Genomic DNA, 16484 nt, shown 5'->3' with positions numbered 1-16484 from the left:
GTGGCCCTCGCGGCAGCACGCAGCCACGTCGGCAGGGTTCGGAGCGACAACCAGGACTCCGGCTATGCGGGCGCGCACCTGTTCGTCGTCGCCGACGGCATGGGCGGCCACGCGGGCGGCGACGTCGCCTCGGCGCTGACGATCCGCAGGCTGCGCGACGCCGACCACGAGCACGCCACCCCCGAGGAGGCGCTCGACGACCTCAAGGGCATGATCCAGGCCGCGGGCGAGACGCTGCAGTCGACGATGCGCGAGCATCCCGAGCTCGTCGGCATGGGCACGACGGTGTCGGGCATCGTGCGCGTCGGCGACCGCATGGCGATCGCGCACATCGGCGACTCGCGCATCTACCGCTACCGCGTGGGCGCGCTGACGCAGGTGACGACCGACCACACGTTCGTGCAGAAGCTCGTCGAGGCGGGCCGCATCACGCGCGAGGAGGCCGAGACGCATCCGCGACGCAACGTCGTCATGCGCGTGCTCGGCAACATCGAGACGCACCCCGAGGTCGACGGCCTCATCGAGGACGCGCAGCCCGGCGACCGCTGGCTCGTGTGCTCCGACGGGCTCTCGGGCGTCGTGGGCGAGGCGCGGCTCGCGCAGCTGCTGGGGCAGCGACGCGATGCCGCCGCCACCGCCGATCGCCTCGTGCAGGAGGCGCTGAGCCACGGCGCCCCCGACAACGTGACCGTCGTGATCGTCGACGTCGACGAGTCGCCCGTGTCGAGCGTCGAGCCGCAGACGGTCGGCAGCGCGGCGAGCGAGATCGACTACGAGGCCGCCGAGCCCGAGGCGACCCCCATGAGCCTCACGCAGCTGCTGCTGCATCCCGTGCAGGCGAGGCAGCAGCCGGCGTACGAGCACTTCGAGCCCGAGAGCGAGGAGTACCTCGCCGAGCTGCTCGCGGAGCATCGCAGGTGGAAGCTGCGTCGCCGCATCACCTGGACGGTGGGCGTCGCCCTCGCGGTCATCGCCGTCGTCGCGGGCGCGCTCGGCTTCTACGCGTGGACGCAGACGCACTACTTCGTCGGCGCGAACGACGCGGGCTACGTCACGATCTACCAGGGCGTGCAGAGCGACGTCGGGCCCATCGTGCTGTCGTCGGAGGTGCAGGTCACGAGCATCGAGCTGTCCGACCTCACGGAGTTCGAGCAGCAGCGCATCGAGCAGACGATCAACGCCGACAGCCTCGATGCCGCGAACCGGATCGTCGACCGACTGGAGGTGTCGTCGCCATGACGAGCGCGCTCCAGACCGGCATGATCCAGATCCGCGACGCCACCGAGGCGATCCGCGTGCGCATCCGCAACCCGCAGAAGATGCGGGCCCTCGAGCTGTTCCTGCTCGTCATCGCCTGGGCCATCGCGGGCGCGGCGATGCTGCTCGTGCAGATCGGCGCGCTCGAGGCCATCGACCTCACGCTGCTGTACCTGTTCGGCGGGCTCGCGGCGATGACGCTCGTGATGCACGTCGTGCTGCGCTTCGTCGCGCGCGACGCCGACCCGTTCCTGCTGCCCATCGCGACGGCGCTCAACGGCATCGGCATCGCGATGATCTACCGCATCGACATCGCGCGCGGCGACCTCGGCTGGGATGCCGCCGGCATCCGCCAGATCGTCTGGGCCGCGGTGGCGATGACGGCGGCGATCGTCGTGCTGCTCGTCATCCGCAACCACCGCGTGCTGCTGCGCTACCGCTTCACGGCGATGGCCATCGCGTTCGTGCTGCTGCTGCTGCCGATGATCCCCGGCATCGGCGCGACCATCAACGGCGCGCAGGTGTGGATCTCGGTGGGCGGCTTCTCGTTCCAGCCGGGCGAGATCGCGAAGATCGCGTTGGCGATCTTCTTCGCCGGCTACCTCGTGACGGCGCGCGACTCGCTGTCGATCGCGGGCCGCAAGGTGCTGGGCCTGCAGCTGCCGCGTCTGCGCGACCTCGGCCCGATCGCCGTCGTCTGGGCGATGTGCATGATGGTGCTCGTCGTGCAGGGCGACCTCGGCACGGGCCTGCTCTACTTCGGCCTCTTCACGGTCATGCTCTACGTCGCGACGGGCCGACGGTCGTGGATCGTCATCGGCCTGGCGCTCGTCGTGCTCGCCGGTGCGCTGCTGTGGCTGCTGACGCGCGGCGAGTCGGAGTGGATGCAGCGCGTCGGCATCGGCGTGATCGTGCTGTCGGTGCTCGGCATCCTCGGTGCGTTCGCCGTCATGGCCGTGCTGCGGTGGCGGGCCGACGGCGGCATCGGATGGCTCGTCTCGAGCGTGCTCGCCGCGGGCCTCGGCATCGTCGTGGCGTTCGTGCTGCTGCGCCTCGACCCCGCGTCGCTCGAGGGCCTCGGCATCGGCCGCGTCGAGTCGCGCGTCGAGGGTTGGCTGCGCGCGTTCGACCAGGACGTCTTCGCCCGCCCCTCCGGCAGCTCGTACCAGCTCGTGACCGGCATCTTCGGCATGGCGGCCGGCGGGCTCATCGGCACGGGCCTCGGCCTCGGCCGCCCCGACCTCGTGCCGCACGCCGAGTCGGACTTCATCATGGCGTCGATCGGCGAGGAGCTCGGCATGGTCGGCATGTTCGCCGTCCTCGCCCTGTTCATGGTGCTCGTCTCGCGCGGCATCCGCATCGGCTACCTCGGCTCCGACGACTTCACGAAGCTGCTCGCCGTCGGACTCGCGTTCGTGATCGCGCTGCAGGTCTTCATCGTCGTCGGTGGCGTGACCCGCGTCATCCCGCTCACGGGCCTCACGACGCCGTTCATGGCGGCGGGCGGCTCGTCGCTCGTGGCGAACTGGATCATCGTGGCGCTGCTGCTGCGACTGTCCGACACCGTACGACTGCAACGAAGGGTGGTGACTCCATGAACCGCGAGCTCTCGAGAGTGAGCCTGCTGCTCGTGTGCATGTTCGTGGCCCTGTTCGGCTCCTCGTCGATCATCCAGTGGGCGCAGGCGGATGCGCTGCGCGACGACCCGCGCAACTCGCGCACGATCCTCGCGTCGTTCGCCGCCGAGCGCGGCGCGATCCTCGTCGACGGCGTGCCGATCGCGCAGAGCGTCGAGTCCGGCGACCAGTACGAGTGGCAGCGCGTGTATCCGCAGGGTGCGCTCTACGCTCCTGTCACGGGCTACTACTCGCTCGGTCAGGGCAACAGCGGCATCGAGGGCGCGATGAACGACGAGCTGACGGGACAGGCGTCGAGCCAGTTCTTCCAGCAGGTCGAGCAGCTCATCACGGGCCAGGATCCGTCGGGCTCGTCGGTCGAGCTCACGATCGACCCGGCGGCGCAGCAGGCGGCGACGGATGCGCTCGCGGGCGTGAGCGGCGCGACGGGCGCCGCGGTGGCGATCGACCCGGCGACGGGCGACATCCTCGCGCTCGCCTCCACGCCCACCTACGACCCCAACGTGTACGCGAGCCACGACACCGACTCGGTGATCGCGGCGTACGACCAGATGCTCGCCGACCCGACGCAGCCCCTGCAGAACCGTGCGATCGGCGGCGACCTCTACTTCCCCGGCTCCGTGTTCAAGCTCGTCGTCACGGCCGCGGCGATCGAGTCGGGCGAGTACACGCCCGGCTCGACGTTCGGCAACCCGGCGCAGCTGAACCTCACCGGCACGTCGACGCCGATCTACAACTCGACGCGCCAGGAGTGCCGCGGCGGCGAGGGCGACCAGGTGTCGCTCACGAACGCGCTCATCTACTCGTGCAACATCCCGTTCGCCGAGCTCGGCGAGCAGCTGGGCGAGGATGCGATCGCCGAGCAGGCTGCAGCGTTCGGCTACGGCGAGCCGCTGCAGATCCCCATGTCGGTGACGCCGTCGACGTACCCGGAGGGCATGGCGCCGTCGGAGCTGCAGCTGTCGGCGTTCGGCCAGTACGACGTGCGCGTGACCCCGCTGCAGGTGGCGATGACGACGGCGGCGATCGCGAACGACGGAGAGCTCATGCAGCCGCAGCTGGTCGACGAGGTCATCGACACCGAGTCGCTCGACGTCATCGCCGAGCCCGCGCCCCAGTCGATGGGGCAGGCGGTCAGCGAGTCCACGGCACAGACCATGCAGGATCTGATGGTGCAGGGCGTCGAGCAGGGACTCGCATCGAACGCGGCGATCCCGGGCGTGACGGTCGGTGGCAAGACCGGCACGGCCGAGAACGACGAGTCGGGCGACCGACCCTTCAACCTCTGGTTCACGGGCTTCGCGGAGGGGGCGGACGGCAGCCAGGTCGCCGTCGCCGTCGTCGTCGTCCCGGAGCAGAACATCGCGGCAGACACCTCGAACGAGGTGGCCGCACCCATCGGCAGAGCGATCATCGAGGCGGTGCTGAACTCATGAGACCAACGAGCGGACTCACCTTCGGTGGGCGGTACCAGCTCACGTCGAGGATCGCCATCGGCGGCATGGGCGAGGTCTGGCAGGCCAGCGACCTCGTCATCGGCCGCACGGTGGCGTTGAAGATCCTCAAGGACGAGTACATGGGGGACCCCGGGTTCCTCGAGCGGTTCCGCGCGGAGGCGCGGCACGCTGCACTCGTCAACCACGAGGGCATCGCGAACGTCTTCGACTACGGCGAGGAGGAGGGCAGCGCCTTCCTCGTGATGGAGCTCGTCCCCGGCGAGCCCCTGAGCGCCATCCTCGACCGCGATCGCACGCTGCCCGCCGACAAGGTGCTCGACATCGTCGCGCAGACGTCGGCGGCGCTGCACGCCGCCCACCAGGCCGGCCTCGTGCACCGCGACATCAAGCCGGGCAACCTGCTCATCACGCCCGAGGGGCGCGTGAAGATCACCGACTTCGGCATCGCGCGCATCGCCGACCAGGTGCCGCTCACGGCCACGGGTCAGGTCATGGGCACCGTGCAGTACCTGTCGCCCGAGCAGGCGAGCGGCCAGCCCGCGGCGCCCGCGACCGACATCTACTCGCTCGGCATCGTCGCGTACGAGGCCCTCGCGGGTCGTCGTCCGTTCACGGGCGAGTCGCAGGTGGCGATCGCGATGGCGCACATCAACGACGCGCCGCCCGAGCTGCCCGGCACCGTGCCGGAGCCCGTGCGCAACCTCGTGCTGTCGTGCATCGCGAAGAAGCCGGCAGACCGGCCGACGTCGGCGGCGCACCTGTCGCGCGCGGCCACGATGCTGCGTCGCGGCGACATCGCCGGCGCCGCGGCCATCGTGCCCGGCATCGCCTCCACCGACTCCTTCGCGACGATCGACGCCCCCACGCAGGCGACGACGCGCGTCATCGGCACGCAGTCCGCGCCGGCGACGGCCGCGTTCCCCGTGGCGGTCGAGGACGAGACGCGTCAGGATGCGGAGCGCAAGCGCCGTCCGTGGCTCATCCCCGTCATCGTGATCGGCGCGATCCTGCTCATCGCGGGTCTCGTGGCGCTCGTGTGGGCGATGCTCGGCATGGGCGGCGACGACCCCGAGCCGTCGACGAGCCCCTCGCCGACGCCGTCGGAGACGGCCGAGGACGTCACGATCGACGAGGCGGACTACGTCGGCATGACGGAGTCGGAGTTCCGCGACGCCATGGCCGACCTCGGGCTCGTCGCCGACGTGCAGACGGGCACCGAGAACGCTCCGACCGCTGCGCAGGCCGGCACGGTCTACGCCGTGAACCCCACGGGTCCGGTCGCCCCCGGCACGATGATCTCGGCGACGATCTACGCGGGCCTGCCGACCCTCGACGAGCCGGCGGCGGCGACCGTGCAGGACGGCGGGTCGACCGACGTCGAGCCCGGCGACGCCGTGACGGTCGTGTGGGACACGTACACGTGCCCCGCGGGCTACTCGGCCGCCTACCAGGCCCTCGTGCAGGGTCCCGGCGGCGTGGGCAACGTCTCGGGGGCGAGCGCGCAGGTCACCTTCACGAGCGAGGGCACGGTCACGTTCACCTACGTCGTCACCTGCTCCGCCGACGGCCGAGACCCGCTCACGAGCCCCACCTCGCAGCCGCTGACGTTCACAGTGACGGCGCCGGTGGAGACCACGCCGCCGTCGACGGAGCCGCCGGCCGACCCGGAGCCCTCGATCCCGGTGCCGACGCCCTGACGCACGACACCGGCGCCACAGGTTCGCACCCCCTTCCGACCGCTAGACTCGTGCGGTCCGGAAGGGGGTGCGCATGACCGACGTCATCGCCTCCCTCGACGTCCTCGGAGATCGCTACGAGATCGGCGAGCTCATCGGCCGCGGCGGCATGGCCGAGGTGCATCGCGGTCGCGATCGACGCCTCGACCGCCTCGTCGCCATCAAGCTGCTGAAGCCCGAGCTCGGCGAGGACGACGACTTCCGCGTGCGCTTCCGTCAGGAGGCGCAGTCGGCGGCGCGCATGTCGCATCCGACCGTCGTGCGCGTCTTCGACGCGGGCGAGCAGGTCGCGAAGGACGCCCACGGGCGCTCGCACTCGGTGCCGTACATCGTCATGGAGTACGTCGACGGCCGCATGGTGAAGGACATCATCGCCGAGTCGCCGCTGACGGAGTCCGAGGCGGTGCGCATCACGAAGGGCATCCTGACGGCCCTCGACTACTCGCACCGCGCCGGCGTCGTGCACCGCGACATGAAGCCGGGCAACGTCATGGTGACGCCCGGCGGCCAGATCAAGGTCATGGACTTCGGCATCGCCCGTGCCGTGAGCGAGACGTCGACGTCGGTGGCGCAGACGGGCATGATCCTCGGCACCGCGCAGTACTTCTCGCCCGAGCAGGCGCGCGGCGAGGTCGTGGACGCGCGCACCGACCTGTACTCGACGGGCGTGATGCTCTTCGAGATGCTCACGGGCCGCGCACCGTTCCGGGGCGACACCGCCGTGGCGGTCGCATACCAGCACGTGTCCGAGCAGCCCGTCGCGCCGTCGTCGCTGCGCGAGGGCATCTCGCCGGCGATGGACTCGGTCGTGCTCAAGGCGCTCACGAAGCGCAAGGAGGAGCGGTTCCAGTCGGCGGACGAGTTCCGCGACGCGCTCGAGGCTGCGCTCGTGGGCGAGTCCGTCGACGTCGACGACGACGAGGCCGCGATCTTCACCACCGGCGTGCAGGGCGGCGCCGCCACGACGATGTTCCAGGTGCTCGACGTCGACGACTACCGGCCCGCGCCGCAGTCGCGGCCGCCGGTCGCCTGGCTGTGGGGCGGCATCGCGCTCATCGGCGTGCTCGTGATCGCGATCGTGTTCTGGGCGGCGAGCCAGGGACCGAACCTGCCGATCGCGGGGCTCTCCGCGACCGTGCCCTCGGTGGCGGGCATGACGCAGGACGAGGCATCGGCAGCGCTCGAGGAGGCGGGGCTCACGGCGAGCGTGCGCACGGTCGTCGACGAGGAGTCGAACGCGGGCGACGCGCTGCGCACCGATCCGCCGGAGGGCACGACGGTGTCGCCGAACACGCCCGTGACGCTGTTCATCTCGAGCGGGCCGCCGCCGTTCGCGCTCGTGAACGTGCAGGGCAACACCGTCATCCAGGCGACGCAGACGCTCGAGGGCGACGGCCTCGTCGTGGCGGAGTCCATCGTGACGAACGACCACCCGTCGCTGCCGGAGGGCACGGTGCTCGGCACCGAGCCCGCTGCGGGCACGAACGTGTCGCAGGGCGACAGCATCCAGCTCATCGTCTCGAGCGGTCAGGTCACGATCCCCGACGTCGTGGGGCAGCCCATCGCGCAGGCCGTCGCGGCCATGCAGGCGCCCGAGGTCGGCTACCAGGTGCGGCAGATGTTCGTCACGTCGTGCCGGGGCGGCGCCGTCGTGCAGCAGAGCCTGACGCCGGGCTCGCAGGCGCAGGGCGGCACGATCACGCTCACCTACTGCAACGGCCAGGCGCCGACGACGCCACCGACGACGCCGCCGACCGAGACCACGCCGCCCGAGGGTGGCGACGGCGGCGACGGCAACGGCTGATCCCGCTCGCCCCGCCGCGACGGCGACGCGTCAGTCGCCGAACGTCACCAACGGCGCCTTCGACGCCGCCCGCTCGGCAGCACCGCTGAGGCCCGCACGCTCGAGCCAGTTGCCCAGCATGCGGTAGCCGCCCTCGGTGAGCACCGACTCCGGGTGGAACTGCACGCCCCAGACGGGCTGCGTGCGGTGCTCGAGCGCCATGATGACGCCGCGGCCGTCCGCCTGCTCGGTGCGCGCCGTCACGACGAGGTCGTCGGGCACGGTGCCGTCGACGACGGCGAGCGAGTGGTAGCGCGTGGCCGTGAACGGCGACGGCACGCCCACGAAGACCGACGTATCGTCGTGGACGACCTGCGACGTCTTGCCGTGCATGAGCTGCTCGGCGTGCGTCACGACGCCGCCGAGCGCCTCGGCGATCGCCTGGTGCCCGAGGCACACGCCCAGCAGCGGCACGCCGTGGGCGATGGCTGCGTGCACGAAGTCGATGGATGCGCCGGCGTCGGCGGGCGTGCCGGGGCCGGGCGACAGCAGCACGGCATCCCAGTCGACGATGGAGCCGGGCTCGACGACGTCGTTGCGCACGACGTGCACGTCGGCGCCGAGCTCGGAGAGGTAGCCGGCGAGCGTGTAGACGAAGCTGTCGAAGTTGTCGACGACGAGGATGCGGGTCATTCGACGGTCGCATCCGGCGTCGGGAAGAAGGTCTGCATGACCCACGGGTACACGTGCCAGATCAGCGCGTAGGCGATGCCGGCGGCGAGCGCCAGCATCACGAGGGCCTTCACGGGCCACGGGCCCGGGATGATCCGCCACAGCGCGCCGTACATCAGGCACCTTCCTGGATGGCTGCGAGCTCGGCGGGCATGGTCTCGGACCAGCCGACGAACACGGAGTAGGTGATGAGTCGCGAGGCCGCCGACCACTCGGGGTGGCACGTCGTCATCGTCATGATGCGGTCGGTGGGTGCGACGCCCGGCTGGTTCGGCACGGGGGCGACGACGTCGACCGACGTCGGCAGCACGTACTCGCTGTCGCGGTACTCGTAGACGTACCAGACGTCCTGCATCTGCACGTAGATGCGGTCGCCGACCACGAGCTCGTCGAGGCGCGTGAAGGGGCCGCCCTGGCCGTTGCGGTGGCCCGCGATGGCGAAGTTGCCGACGTCGCCGGGCATCGCCGACGTGTCGTAGTGCGCGAGGCCGAGGTCGAGCGAGTCGAGCACGAACCTGCTCGTGCCCTGCCCGACGGTGCGCACGAAGTCCGGCCCGAAGCGCGGGATGTGCACGACGGCGAAGGACTCGCGGTCGCCGGGGGCCTCGGCGATCGGCGGGGCGTCGGTGCGCAGCTCGGCCGCGGGCTCGGCGTCGGGCGTCGTCGTGAGCGACTGCGCGTACGTCTGCGCCGCCTGCTGCTGCTGGCCGCCCATGATCTCGTCGCTCAGCCACACCTGCCAGCCGACGAAGCCGAGCACGAGCACGCCCACGGTCACGAGCAGCTCGCCGAGCACGCCGCCGACGGTCGTGCGACGACGAGGGCGGGGAGTCGGGGGCACCCGAGCAGTCTACGCGGGAGGCTGAGGTAGACTCGCGGTCTATGGCCAGGAACAGCATCGCCAAGTCGCGCGCCTCCCGCGACCACGAGGAGTCCCGCAACCCGTCGTGGTACGTGCCGGTGATGCTCGGCTTCATCGTCGTCGGCCTGCTGTGGGTCGTCGTCTTCTACATCTCGGGCTCGATGCTGCCCATCGCGTCGATCGGCGCGTGGAACATCGCCATCGGCTTCGGCATCATGTTCGTCGGCTTCATCATGACCACGAAGTGGCGGTAGCCGACCCGGCTCCACGCCTCGACTCGAAGGCCCGCACCGTCTCGGTGCGGGCCTTCGTCGTCCGCGACCCCCACCCGGCCGCGCACGCATAGCGAACGTTCGAACGAGTCGAATCACACCGGTGTCAGTTGTGCACAGGTGTGGAGAACCTTGTGGAGAACTCTCGTCCGCGTCGATCCCGTCGAGGGTGTTCGTCGCACGAGACGCCTCGGATGGGTCGGCGACCCATCGAGAGTGCGCGCACACACCAGCTGGTCGAGGAGGCCCCGAGCGCAGCGAGGAGCCGTCACGAGACCACGCGACGGCCCCGCTCGACGCGACCACGCGCGTGGCTGGATGGGAGCGACGGTCGCGTGGTCTCGTGACGCGTGCTCGCCCGAGGGCTCGCGCGCTCCTCGACCAGCTGGTGGGAGGACGCCCGACGCGACCGTCGAGAGCGAGCCGACGTCAGACCAGGAAGCCCACGGCGACGCACAGCGCCACGACGACGCCGCCGACGACGCCGATGGGCGTCCACACGGCGCGCTTCGTCTCGGCACCCCGCAGGTTTCGGCCCATCCAGAAGCCGAGGGCGAGGCCGGCGAGCAGACCGCCGACGTGCGCCTGCCAGGAGACGCCCGAGAGCACGAACCCGATGAGCAGGTTGATGCCGACGATGATGAGGATCTGCGGATCGAAGCGGCCGCCGAGCATGCGCTGCAGGCCGATGTAGATGCCGAAGAGGCCGAAGATCGCGCCGCTCGCGCCGATGACGAGCGTGCCCGGCGACAGCAGCGAGACCGCCACGCTGCCGCCCGCCGCCATGACGAGGTACGCCGCGAGGTACGGCAGCGCGCCGATGCGCCGCTCGATGTTCGGGCCCATCATGAACAGCACGAGCATGTTGAAGACGAAGTGCAGGATGCCGCCGTGCACGAGCACGGCCGTCACGAAGCGCCACGGCTCCGCGAGCGCGAGCGGGGCGTAGAAGCCCAGCGAGTACGTGACGACGTCGCCGAGCAGCAGCTGCGCCGCGCCCACGACGGCCGTGAGCGCCATGATCGCGGTCGTGACCGGCGCCGGCATGCCGAGCCAGCGGCGCACGCCGCGCTTGACCGGGCCGCCGTAGGAGAGGCGGCGCTGCTCACGATGCGACGCCATCGACGTCACCTTCGCCTCGCGCACGCACTCCGGGCACTGCACGCCCACGGGCGCCTGGATCTGGCACTGCCCGCAGATGGTGCGTCCGCACCGCTGGCACAGCGTCCAGCTCTCGCGGCTCGGGTGCCGGTAGCACGTCTCGACGCCGGGAGCGCTCATGCGAGGCTCCCGGCGTCGAGACGATGCAGGTGGATCACGGTCAGACGGGCGTGACCGTGACGCCCGTGATGACGACGTCCTCGAGCGGCTTGTCGCGGCCATCGGTGGCGACGGCCTGGATGGCGTCGACGACGGCGCGGCTGTCCGCGTCCTCGACGAGGCCGAAGATCGAGTGCTTGCCGCGCAGCCACGGCGTGGGCACGGTCGTGATGAAGAACTGCGAGCCGTTGGTGCCGCGGCCCATCTGGATGCCGGCGTTCGCCATCGCGAGCACGTACGGAGCGTCGAAGGAGAGCTCCGGGTGGATCTCGTCGTCGAACTGGTAGCCGGGGCCGCCGATGCCCTGACCGAGCGGGTCGCCGCCCTGGATCATGAAGTCGGGGATGATGCGGTGGAAGATCGTGCCGTCGTAGAGCGGCGACGTCGAGGTCTCGCCCGTGCCGGGGTGCTTCCACTCCTTGGAGCCCGTCGCGAGCCCCTCGAAGTTCGCGACCGTCTTCGGTGCGTGGTTGCCGAGCAGGTTGACCTTGATGTCGCCGAGCGAGGTGGTGATCGTCGCGACTGCGGTGTGGAGCGCCATGTCCCCGATCCTGCCATGCGACGGCTCGCGACTAGCATCCGTTCGACCTCAGCGAAACCCATGGGATCCCCCCATGCGTCGGTCAGGAGTCCATGCCAGGATGCTGAGCAGACACGACCCGGGAGGCAATCATGTCGCTGACGCTCACTCGCAAGCGCGAGAAGGAGATCAAGAAGCTGCGCAAGCAGGCAGAGAAGCTGTGGTCGGTGCAGCGCGACGTCGGCGAGCGCGCCGGCCTCCTCGCGCAGCAGGCCGCGGACCAGGCGAAGGCCTACGGCAACGAGACGCTCGTGCCCGAGGCGCGCCGCTACGCCAAGAAGGGCGTCGACAAGGGGCGCGACGCCGTCTCCGGCGTCACGCACGGCTGGAACGACAAGGTGCTGCCGTCCGTCGCGTCGGGCCTCGGCTCGTTCGCCGCGTACGCGCAGATCGCCAAGGACCAGCGCGTCAAGGACGCGATCGCCAACGTGCAGCGCCTGCGCCTGCCCGAGGTGGCCCCCGCGAAGAAGAGCGGCCCGTCCGCCCTGCAGTGGGTGCTCATCGGCGTCGGCACGGTCGCGGTCGCGGGTGCCGCGTACGCCGCGTGGCAGACGCTGCGCGCCGACGACGACCTGTGGATCCCCGACTCCGACGAGGTCGACCCCCGCTGACGCGCGTCGCGCGATGAAGGCCCCCGCCGGCAGGCGGGGGCCTTCGTGCGTGCGCCGCCGGCTCAGCGCAGGCGGGCGCGACCGCGCACGACCGACTCCACGCGATCCCGCACGGGAGCGCCGCCGAGCAGGCCGAGGGAGGCCCCGGCAGCGAGCGCGAGACCGATCGCGGCCGCACCGGCGAGCTGCACGACTCCAGCCACGAGGCTCGCGGTCGACTCGGAGTCGACGAGCGCGACGAGGCCGCTGAACACGGCGTAGCCGGGCACGAGCGGCACGATCGCCGCGGTCGTGACGGCGATCGACGGCACGTGCAGTCGATGGGCGACGAGGATGCCGGCGAAGCTCGTCACGAGCGCGCCGAGGGCGCTCGAGACCGGCGCGCCGAGCCCGGCGGCGATGCCGAGCGACCACCCGAACCACGCGAGCGCACCCAGCGCGGCGCTCAGCAGCATGGTGCGCAGCGTCGACCCGAACACCGCCGCGACCGCGACGGCGATGAGCACCGACCCGACGACCTGCTGCCAGACGGCGCCGAGCGGGAACGCCGTGGCGATGGGGATCGCGATGCCCGCGAGCGACGCGAGATGCAGGCCGCCGAGCACGCCCGCTGCGACGCCGACGGTCGACAGCACGATCTCCATGACGCGACCCTGCGCGGTGAGCGAGAAGCCGTCGATCGCATCCTGCGCCGCCGCGACGACCGACATGCCCGAGAGCATGAGCACGATCGAGCCGGCGACGATGAGCGACGCCCGCATCTCGACGAAGGGACCGATCCCCAGGTCGCCCGCGGCGGCGGTCGCGGCAGCAGCGGCGGTGACGACGAGCGCGCCGATCACCTGCGAGAAGAAGAACGGCACGCGGATGCGCGCCATGCCGCGCTGCGTCACGGCGGCGAGCACCGCCGCGACGAAGGCGATGATCGTGAGCAGCCAGCTCGCACCCATGAAGATGCAGACGCCGACCGTCACGAGGCCCTGCGCCGCCACGACGAGCACGGGTCGATACGTGAACGCCGTGCGTCGGATGCGGTCGAACTGCGCGAGGGCGGCTTCGAGCGAGAGCCCCGCCTCGATGTCGACGAGCAGCGCCTGCAGGCGCTGGAGCTTCGCGTGATCGGGCACGGGCGCGCGCACGACGCGCAGCAGCGTCGTGGGCTCGCGGTCGACGGTGCGCTGCCACGAGATCGTGATCGAGTTGTAGGTCACGTCGACGTGCAGCGGGCGCACGCCGTACGCCGACGCGATGCGCGTGCAGGCGAGGGTCACGTCGTTCGCCGACGCGCCGGTCGTGAGCATCGACTCGGCGACGCGCACGGCGAGGTCGAGCACGCGCAGCGCCATCTCGCGGTCGACGACCATGAGCATCTCGGTATGCGGCAGCTCGGGGTCGGCACGCACGACCCCGAGGATGCGGTCGACGATGCCGCGGCGACGTTCGATCATGCGGTCGCGGGCGCCCATCCGTCGCGCATGCCGAGGGCGACGTCGACGAGGCTCACGCGGCGCAGGCCCGCGACGTCGGCGAGGCGATGCCACCCGGCGTCGTCCGACGAGCCGTCGACCTCGATCGTGAGCTCGCCGCCGGTGATCTCGGCCGAGTAGACGACGCGCAGCGCCTGCAGCGGCTCGCCCTCGTTGCGCAGGCGGTCGGTGGCGGGGATGACGATCGAGTCGACGCCGAGCAGGCCCGTGAGGCGCGCGTGGTAGCCGGTCTCCTCGAAGACCTCGCGCACGGCCGCGGCCTCGGGATGCTCGCCCGGGTCGATGCCGCCGCCGGGCAGCGTCCAGCCGTGGCGGCTGCCGTCGCGCCAGTGCGACAGCAGCAGCTCCTCGTCGGCGCCGGCACCTCTCGTGATGACGCAGTACGCGGCGGCTCGGATGCGCATCCGCACAGCCTAGCCGCGCCGCCCCGACCCCTGATTGACTGACGACCATGGACGCCGTCGCGATGTTCCCGCTCGGCAGCCCGCTCTTCCCGCACACGCCGCTGGCGCTGCGCATCTTCGAGCCGCGCTACCTCACGATGATGGGCCGTCTGCTCGACGCCGAGGATCCCGTGTTCGGCGTCGTGCTCATCGAGCGCGGCCACGAGGCCGGCGGCGGCGACCAGCGCGCATCGATCGGCACCCTCGCGCGCATCCTCCGCATCGAGGTGGGCGCCGACGACCTGCACGTGCTGGCGCTCGGCGGCGAGCGCGTGACCGTCGACCGCTGGGGCGACGACGACCCGCATCCGGTCGCGGACGTGACGCCCATCCCGGCCCTCGTGTGGCACGACGAGCTCGAGCCGCTGCGGCGGGAGGCCGAGCGCGTCGTGAGGCGCGTCGCGACCCTCGCGTCGACGATCGGCTCCGCCCGATGGGATCCGGGCGCCGCCATCGCGGAGGATCCGCTCGAGGCCTGCTGGCAGATCGCCGCCATGGCGCCCGTTGGCGCCTACGACCAGTTCCGCCTGCTCCAGGCCACGACCGTCGGCGGACTCCTGCGCTCCGTCATCGACCTGTGCCTCGAGGAGGAGCCGGTGCTCGTCGCTCGCGCATCCGACGCGCGCGACGACGACGATCGAGACGACGACGATCGCGACGAGTGATCGCCCCGGGCGCGTCGGGCCCTAGGGGCGGCCGGCTCGACCCGAGGCGTCGGCCACGGAGGCCGGCCGCTCGAGCCGGCCGTCGGCGTGCAGCAGCAGCGGCTCGCCGTTGCGGATCCTGGCGACGGGAGCACCCGTGATGCGCTCGAGGGTCGCGCGCAGCAGCACGCCGTGCGCGACGACGATCGCATCCTCGCCGCGCCAGCGTGCGAGCGCACGCGCGCCGCGCTCGGCGACGGCCGCGAGCGGCTCCGCACCGGGGTAGTCGCCGTCCGGCCACCGCTCGGCCACGCGCGCGACCGGCATGCCCTCGGCGTCGCCGAAGTCGCGCTCCAGCAGATCCCCGTCGATGACGACGTCGACGAGGCCGAGGTGCGCGGCGACGACGCCCGCCGTCTGCCGCGCCCGCACGAGCGACGACGCGACGACCCGATCGGCGACGACGCCCTCGAGCGCGATCGCGACCTCGCGCGCCTGCGCTCGACCGGTGGCGTTGAGCGGGTTGTCGGTGCGTCCCTGCATGCGGCGCTCGGCGTTCCACGCCGTCTCGCCGTGGCGCACGAGCACGAGCGTCACGCGGCCGCCTCCGTCGGCTCGGCCACGGCATCCGCCGCGAACGCGAGCGCACGCCGCACCGACACGGCCACGCGCTCGCCGACCACCGGTCGCCACGGCGCGGTGCAGCGCACCTCGACGCCGTGCCAGTCGAGCACGACGTCGCTGCCGTCGCGCGCGAAGAGCGCCGACGTGACGGTGGCATCCCCGTGGTCGTCGGCGACGATCGCGACGTCGCCGGGCAGCACCGCGAGCGCCGCCGCACCGTCGACGCGTCTCTCGATCGCCGCGTCGGCGATGCGGATGCCGCCGCCGTCGGCGACGAAGCCGGCGGTCGTGCGCGTGCCCGCGAGCACCGTCGCGTCGGAGAGGAAGCGGGCGACGAACGGCGACGTCGGCGCATGCAGCAGCGTCTCGGGCGTCGCGACCTGCTGGATGCGGCCGCCGTCGAGCACGACGACGCGGTCGGCGATCGCGAGCGCCTCGGCGCGGTCGTGCGTCACGTGCACGACCGTGAGGCCGAGGGAGCGCACGAGCCCTCGCAGCTCGAGGCGCAGCCGGTCGCGCAGCGGCTCGTCGAGCGCCGACAGCGCCTCGTCGAGCAGCAGCACGCGCGGGCGGGCGACCAGCGCTCGGGCGAGGGCCACGCGCTGCCGCTGACCGCCCGAGAGCGTCGCGGGGTCGCGTCGCTCGGCGCCGGGCAGGCCCACGAGCTCGAGCGCCTCGGCGACGCGCGCAGCCCGCTCGAGCCGCGGCACGCGCGCGAGCCGCAGCGGGTAGGCGACGTTGCGCCCCACGTCCCAGTGCGGCCAGACCGCGTGGCTCTGGAACACCATCCCGAGCCTGCGTCGCTCGGGCGGCACGTTCGCGCCGTCGCCCGCCACGTGCTCGCCCGCGATCGCGACGGTGCCCGACGTCGGGGCGAGGAAGCCCGCGATCGTGCGCAGCAGCGTCGTCTTGCCCGAGCCCGACGGGCCCACGAGCGCGACGAGCTCGCCGTCGGCGACCTGCAGGTCGACGTCGGCGAGTCCCGCCGTGCCGTCGGGGAAGCGCACCGACAGCGATCGGATGTCGACGGATGCCATGG

17 protein-coding genes are annotated in these 16484 nt (G+C 71.8%); 8 read left to right on the top strand and 9 right to left on the bottom strand.

Going from position 1 to position 16484, the window contains the following annotated elements:
* The 5 genes from FS793_RS15110 (at nucleotide 1) to pknB (ending at nucleotide 7891) form a co-directional block, all read left to right on the top strand.
* Nucleotides 1–1239, top strand: coding sequence for a PP2C family protein-serine/threonine phosphatase (locus FS793_RS15110; protein WP_144721824.1), 1239 nt, complete (start codon nucleotides 1–3; stop codon nucleotides 1237–1239).
* Nucleotides 1236–2855, top strand: coding sequence for an FtsW/RodA/SpoVE family cell cycle protein (locus FS793_RS15105; protein WP_260980205.1), 1620 nt, complete (start codon nucleotides 1236–1238; stop codon nucleotides 2853–2855). Before FS793_RS15110 ends, FS793_RS15105 begins: the two co-directional genes overlap by 4 nt.
* Complete coding sequence (locus tag FS793_RS15100; RefSeq protein WP_144721822.1) at nucleotides 2852–4330, top strand: peptidoglycan D,D-transpeptidase FtsI family protein; 1479 nt, start codon at nucleotides 2852–2854, stop codon at nucleotides 4328–4330. The genes FS793_RS15105 and FS793_RS15100 overlap by 4 nt, the downstream gene beginning before the upstream one ends.
* Nucleotides 4327–6048, top strand: a complete 1722-nt coding sequence (locus FS793_RS15095; protein WP_144721820.1) for a protein kinase domain-containing protein — start codon at nucleotides 4327–4329, stop codon at nucleotides 6046–6048. Before FS793_RS15100 ends, FS793_RS15095 begins: the two co-directional genes overlap by 4 nt.
* Nucleotides 6049–6121: 73 nt before the next feature.
* Nucleotides 6122–7891 (top strand): Stk1 family PASTA domain-containing Ser/Thr kinase, encoded by a 1770-nt coding sequence (pknB, locus tag FS793_RS15090; RefSeq protein ID WP_144721817.1) that lies wholly within the window; start codon nucleotides 6122–6124, stop codon nucleotides 7889–7891.
* A 30-nt stretch (nucleotides 7892–7921) separates the two neighbouring features.
* Here the strand turns inward: pknB and FS793_RS15085 are convergent, their stop codons facing one another.
* Genes FS793_RS15085 through FS793_RS15080 form a run of 3 tightly spaced genes read right to left on the bottom strand, consistent with a single transcriptional unit; the run spans nucleotide 7922 to nucleotide 9443 of the window.
* Nucleotides 7922–8563: an anthranilate synthase component II gene (locus FS793_RS15085; protein ID WP_144721815.1), complete on the bottom strand. Its 642-nt coding sequence runs from the start codon at nucleotides 8561–8563 to the stop codon at nucleotides 7922–7924.
* Entirely contained in the window at nucleotides 8560–8718 is a 159-nt protein-coding gene (locus FS793_RS16335) for a hypothetical protein (protein WP_186329556.1), read from the bottom strand. Before FS793_RS16335 ends, FS793_RS15085 begins: the two co-directional genes overlap by 4 nt.
* Nucleotides 8718–9443: a class E sortase gene (locus FS793_RS15080; protein WP_144721813.1), complete on the bottom strand. Its 726-nt coding sequence runs from the start codon at nucleotides 9441–9443 to the stop codon at nucleotides 8718–8720. Before FS793_RS15080 ends, FS793_RS16335 begins: the two co-directional genes overlap by 1 nt.
* Nucleotides 9444–9484: 41 nt before the next feature.
* Between FS793_RS15080 and FS793_RS15075 the strand changes: the two genes are divergently transcribed.
* Nucleotides 9485–9718 (top strand): cell division protein CrgA, encoded by a 234-nt coding sequence (locus FS793_RS15075; RefSeq protein ID WP_144721811.1) that lies wholly within the window; start codon nucleotides 9485–9487, stop codon nucleotides 9716–9718.
* A gap of 447 nt (nucleotides 9719–10165) precedes the next feature.
* Here the strand turns inward: FS793_RS15075 and FS793_RS15070 are convergent, their stop codons facing one another.
* On the bottom strand, nucleotides 10166–11017 hold the full coding sequence (locus tag FS793_RS15070; protein WP_260980204.1) for a rhomboid family intramembrane serine protease: 852 nt from the start codon (nucleotides 11015–11017) through the stop codon (nucleotides 10166–10168).
* Between the two features lie 40 nt (nucleotides 11018–11057).
* Nucleotides 11058–11597, bottom strand: coding sequence for a peptidylprolyl isomerase (locus tag FS793_RS15065; RefSeq protein ID WP_144721807.1), 540 nt, complete (start codon nucleotides 11595–11597; stop codon nucleotides 11058–11060).
* Nucleotides 11598–11728: 131 nt separating this feature from the next.
* Here FS793_RS15065 and FS793_RS15060 point away from each other — a divergent pair, with 131 nt between their 5' ends.
* Entirely contained in the window at nucleotides 11729–12247 is a 519-nt protein-coding gene (locus FS793_RS15060) for a hypothetical protein (RefSeq protein WP_144721805.1), read from the top strand.
* Between the two features lie 62 nt (nucleotides 12248–12309).
* Here the strand turns inward: FS793_RS15060 and FS793_RS15055 are convergent, their stop codons facing one another.
* Together FS793_RS15055 and FS793_RS15050 are read right to left on the bottom strand one after the other, a co-directional pair.
* Nucleotides 12310–13713, bottom strand: coding sequence for a threonine/serine ThrE exporter family protein (locus FS793_RS15055; RefSeq protein ID WP_260980203.1), 1404 nt, complete (start codon nucleotides 13711–13713; stop codon nucleotides 12310–12312).
* Complete coding sequence (locus tag FS793_RS15050) at nucleotides 13692–14138, bottom strand: NUDIX hydrolase (protein ID WP_144721803.1); 447 nt, start codon at nucleotides 14136–14138, stop codon at nucleotides 13692–13694. Before FS793_RS15050 ends, FS793_RS15055 begins: the two co-directional genes overlap by 22 nt.
* A gap of 47 nt (nucleotides 14139–14185) precedes the next feature.
* Between FS793_RS15050 and FS793_RS15045 the strand changes: the two genes are divergently transcribed.
* Nucleotides 14186–14842 carry an LON peptidase substrate-binding domain-containing protein gene (locus FS793_RS15045; RefSeq protein ID WP_144721801.1) on the top strand — a complete coding sequence of 219 codons (657 nt, stop codon included), beginning with the start codon at nucleotides 14186–14188 and terminating at the stop codon, nucleotides 14840–14842.
* 21 nt (nucleotides 14843–14863) lie between these two features.
* Here the strand turns inward: FS793_RS15045 and FS793_RS15040 are convergent, their stop codons facing one another.
* Both FS793_RS15040 and FS793_RS15035 read right to left on the bottom strand, forming a co-directional pair.
* Entirely contained in the window at nucleotides 14864–15418 is a 555-nt protein-coding gene (locus tag FS793_RS15040; protein ID WP_144721799.1) for a histidine phosphatase family protein, read from the bottom strand.
* Nucleotides 15415–16482 (bottom strand): ABC transporter ATP-binding protein, encoded by a 1068-nt coding sequence (locus FS793_RS15035; protein ID WP_144721797.1) that lies wholly within the window; start codon nucleotides 16480–16482, stop codon nucleotides 15415–15417. Before FS793_RS15035 ends, FS793_RS15040 begins: the two co-directional genes overlap by 4 nt.
* Nucleotides 16483–16484 lie beyond the last annotated feature (2 nt).

Source organism: Agrococcus jejuensis, assembly GCF_007679035.1.
In the GTDB taxonomy this organism is placed as follows: Bacteria; Actinomycetota; Actinomycetes; order Actinomycetales; family Microbacteriaceae; genus Agrococcus; species Agrococcus jejuensis_A.
The sequence above is the reverse complement of the archived record's forward strand: the minus strand, read 5'-3'. Positions and strand labels throughout refer to the sequence as shown.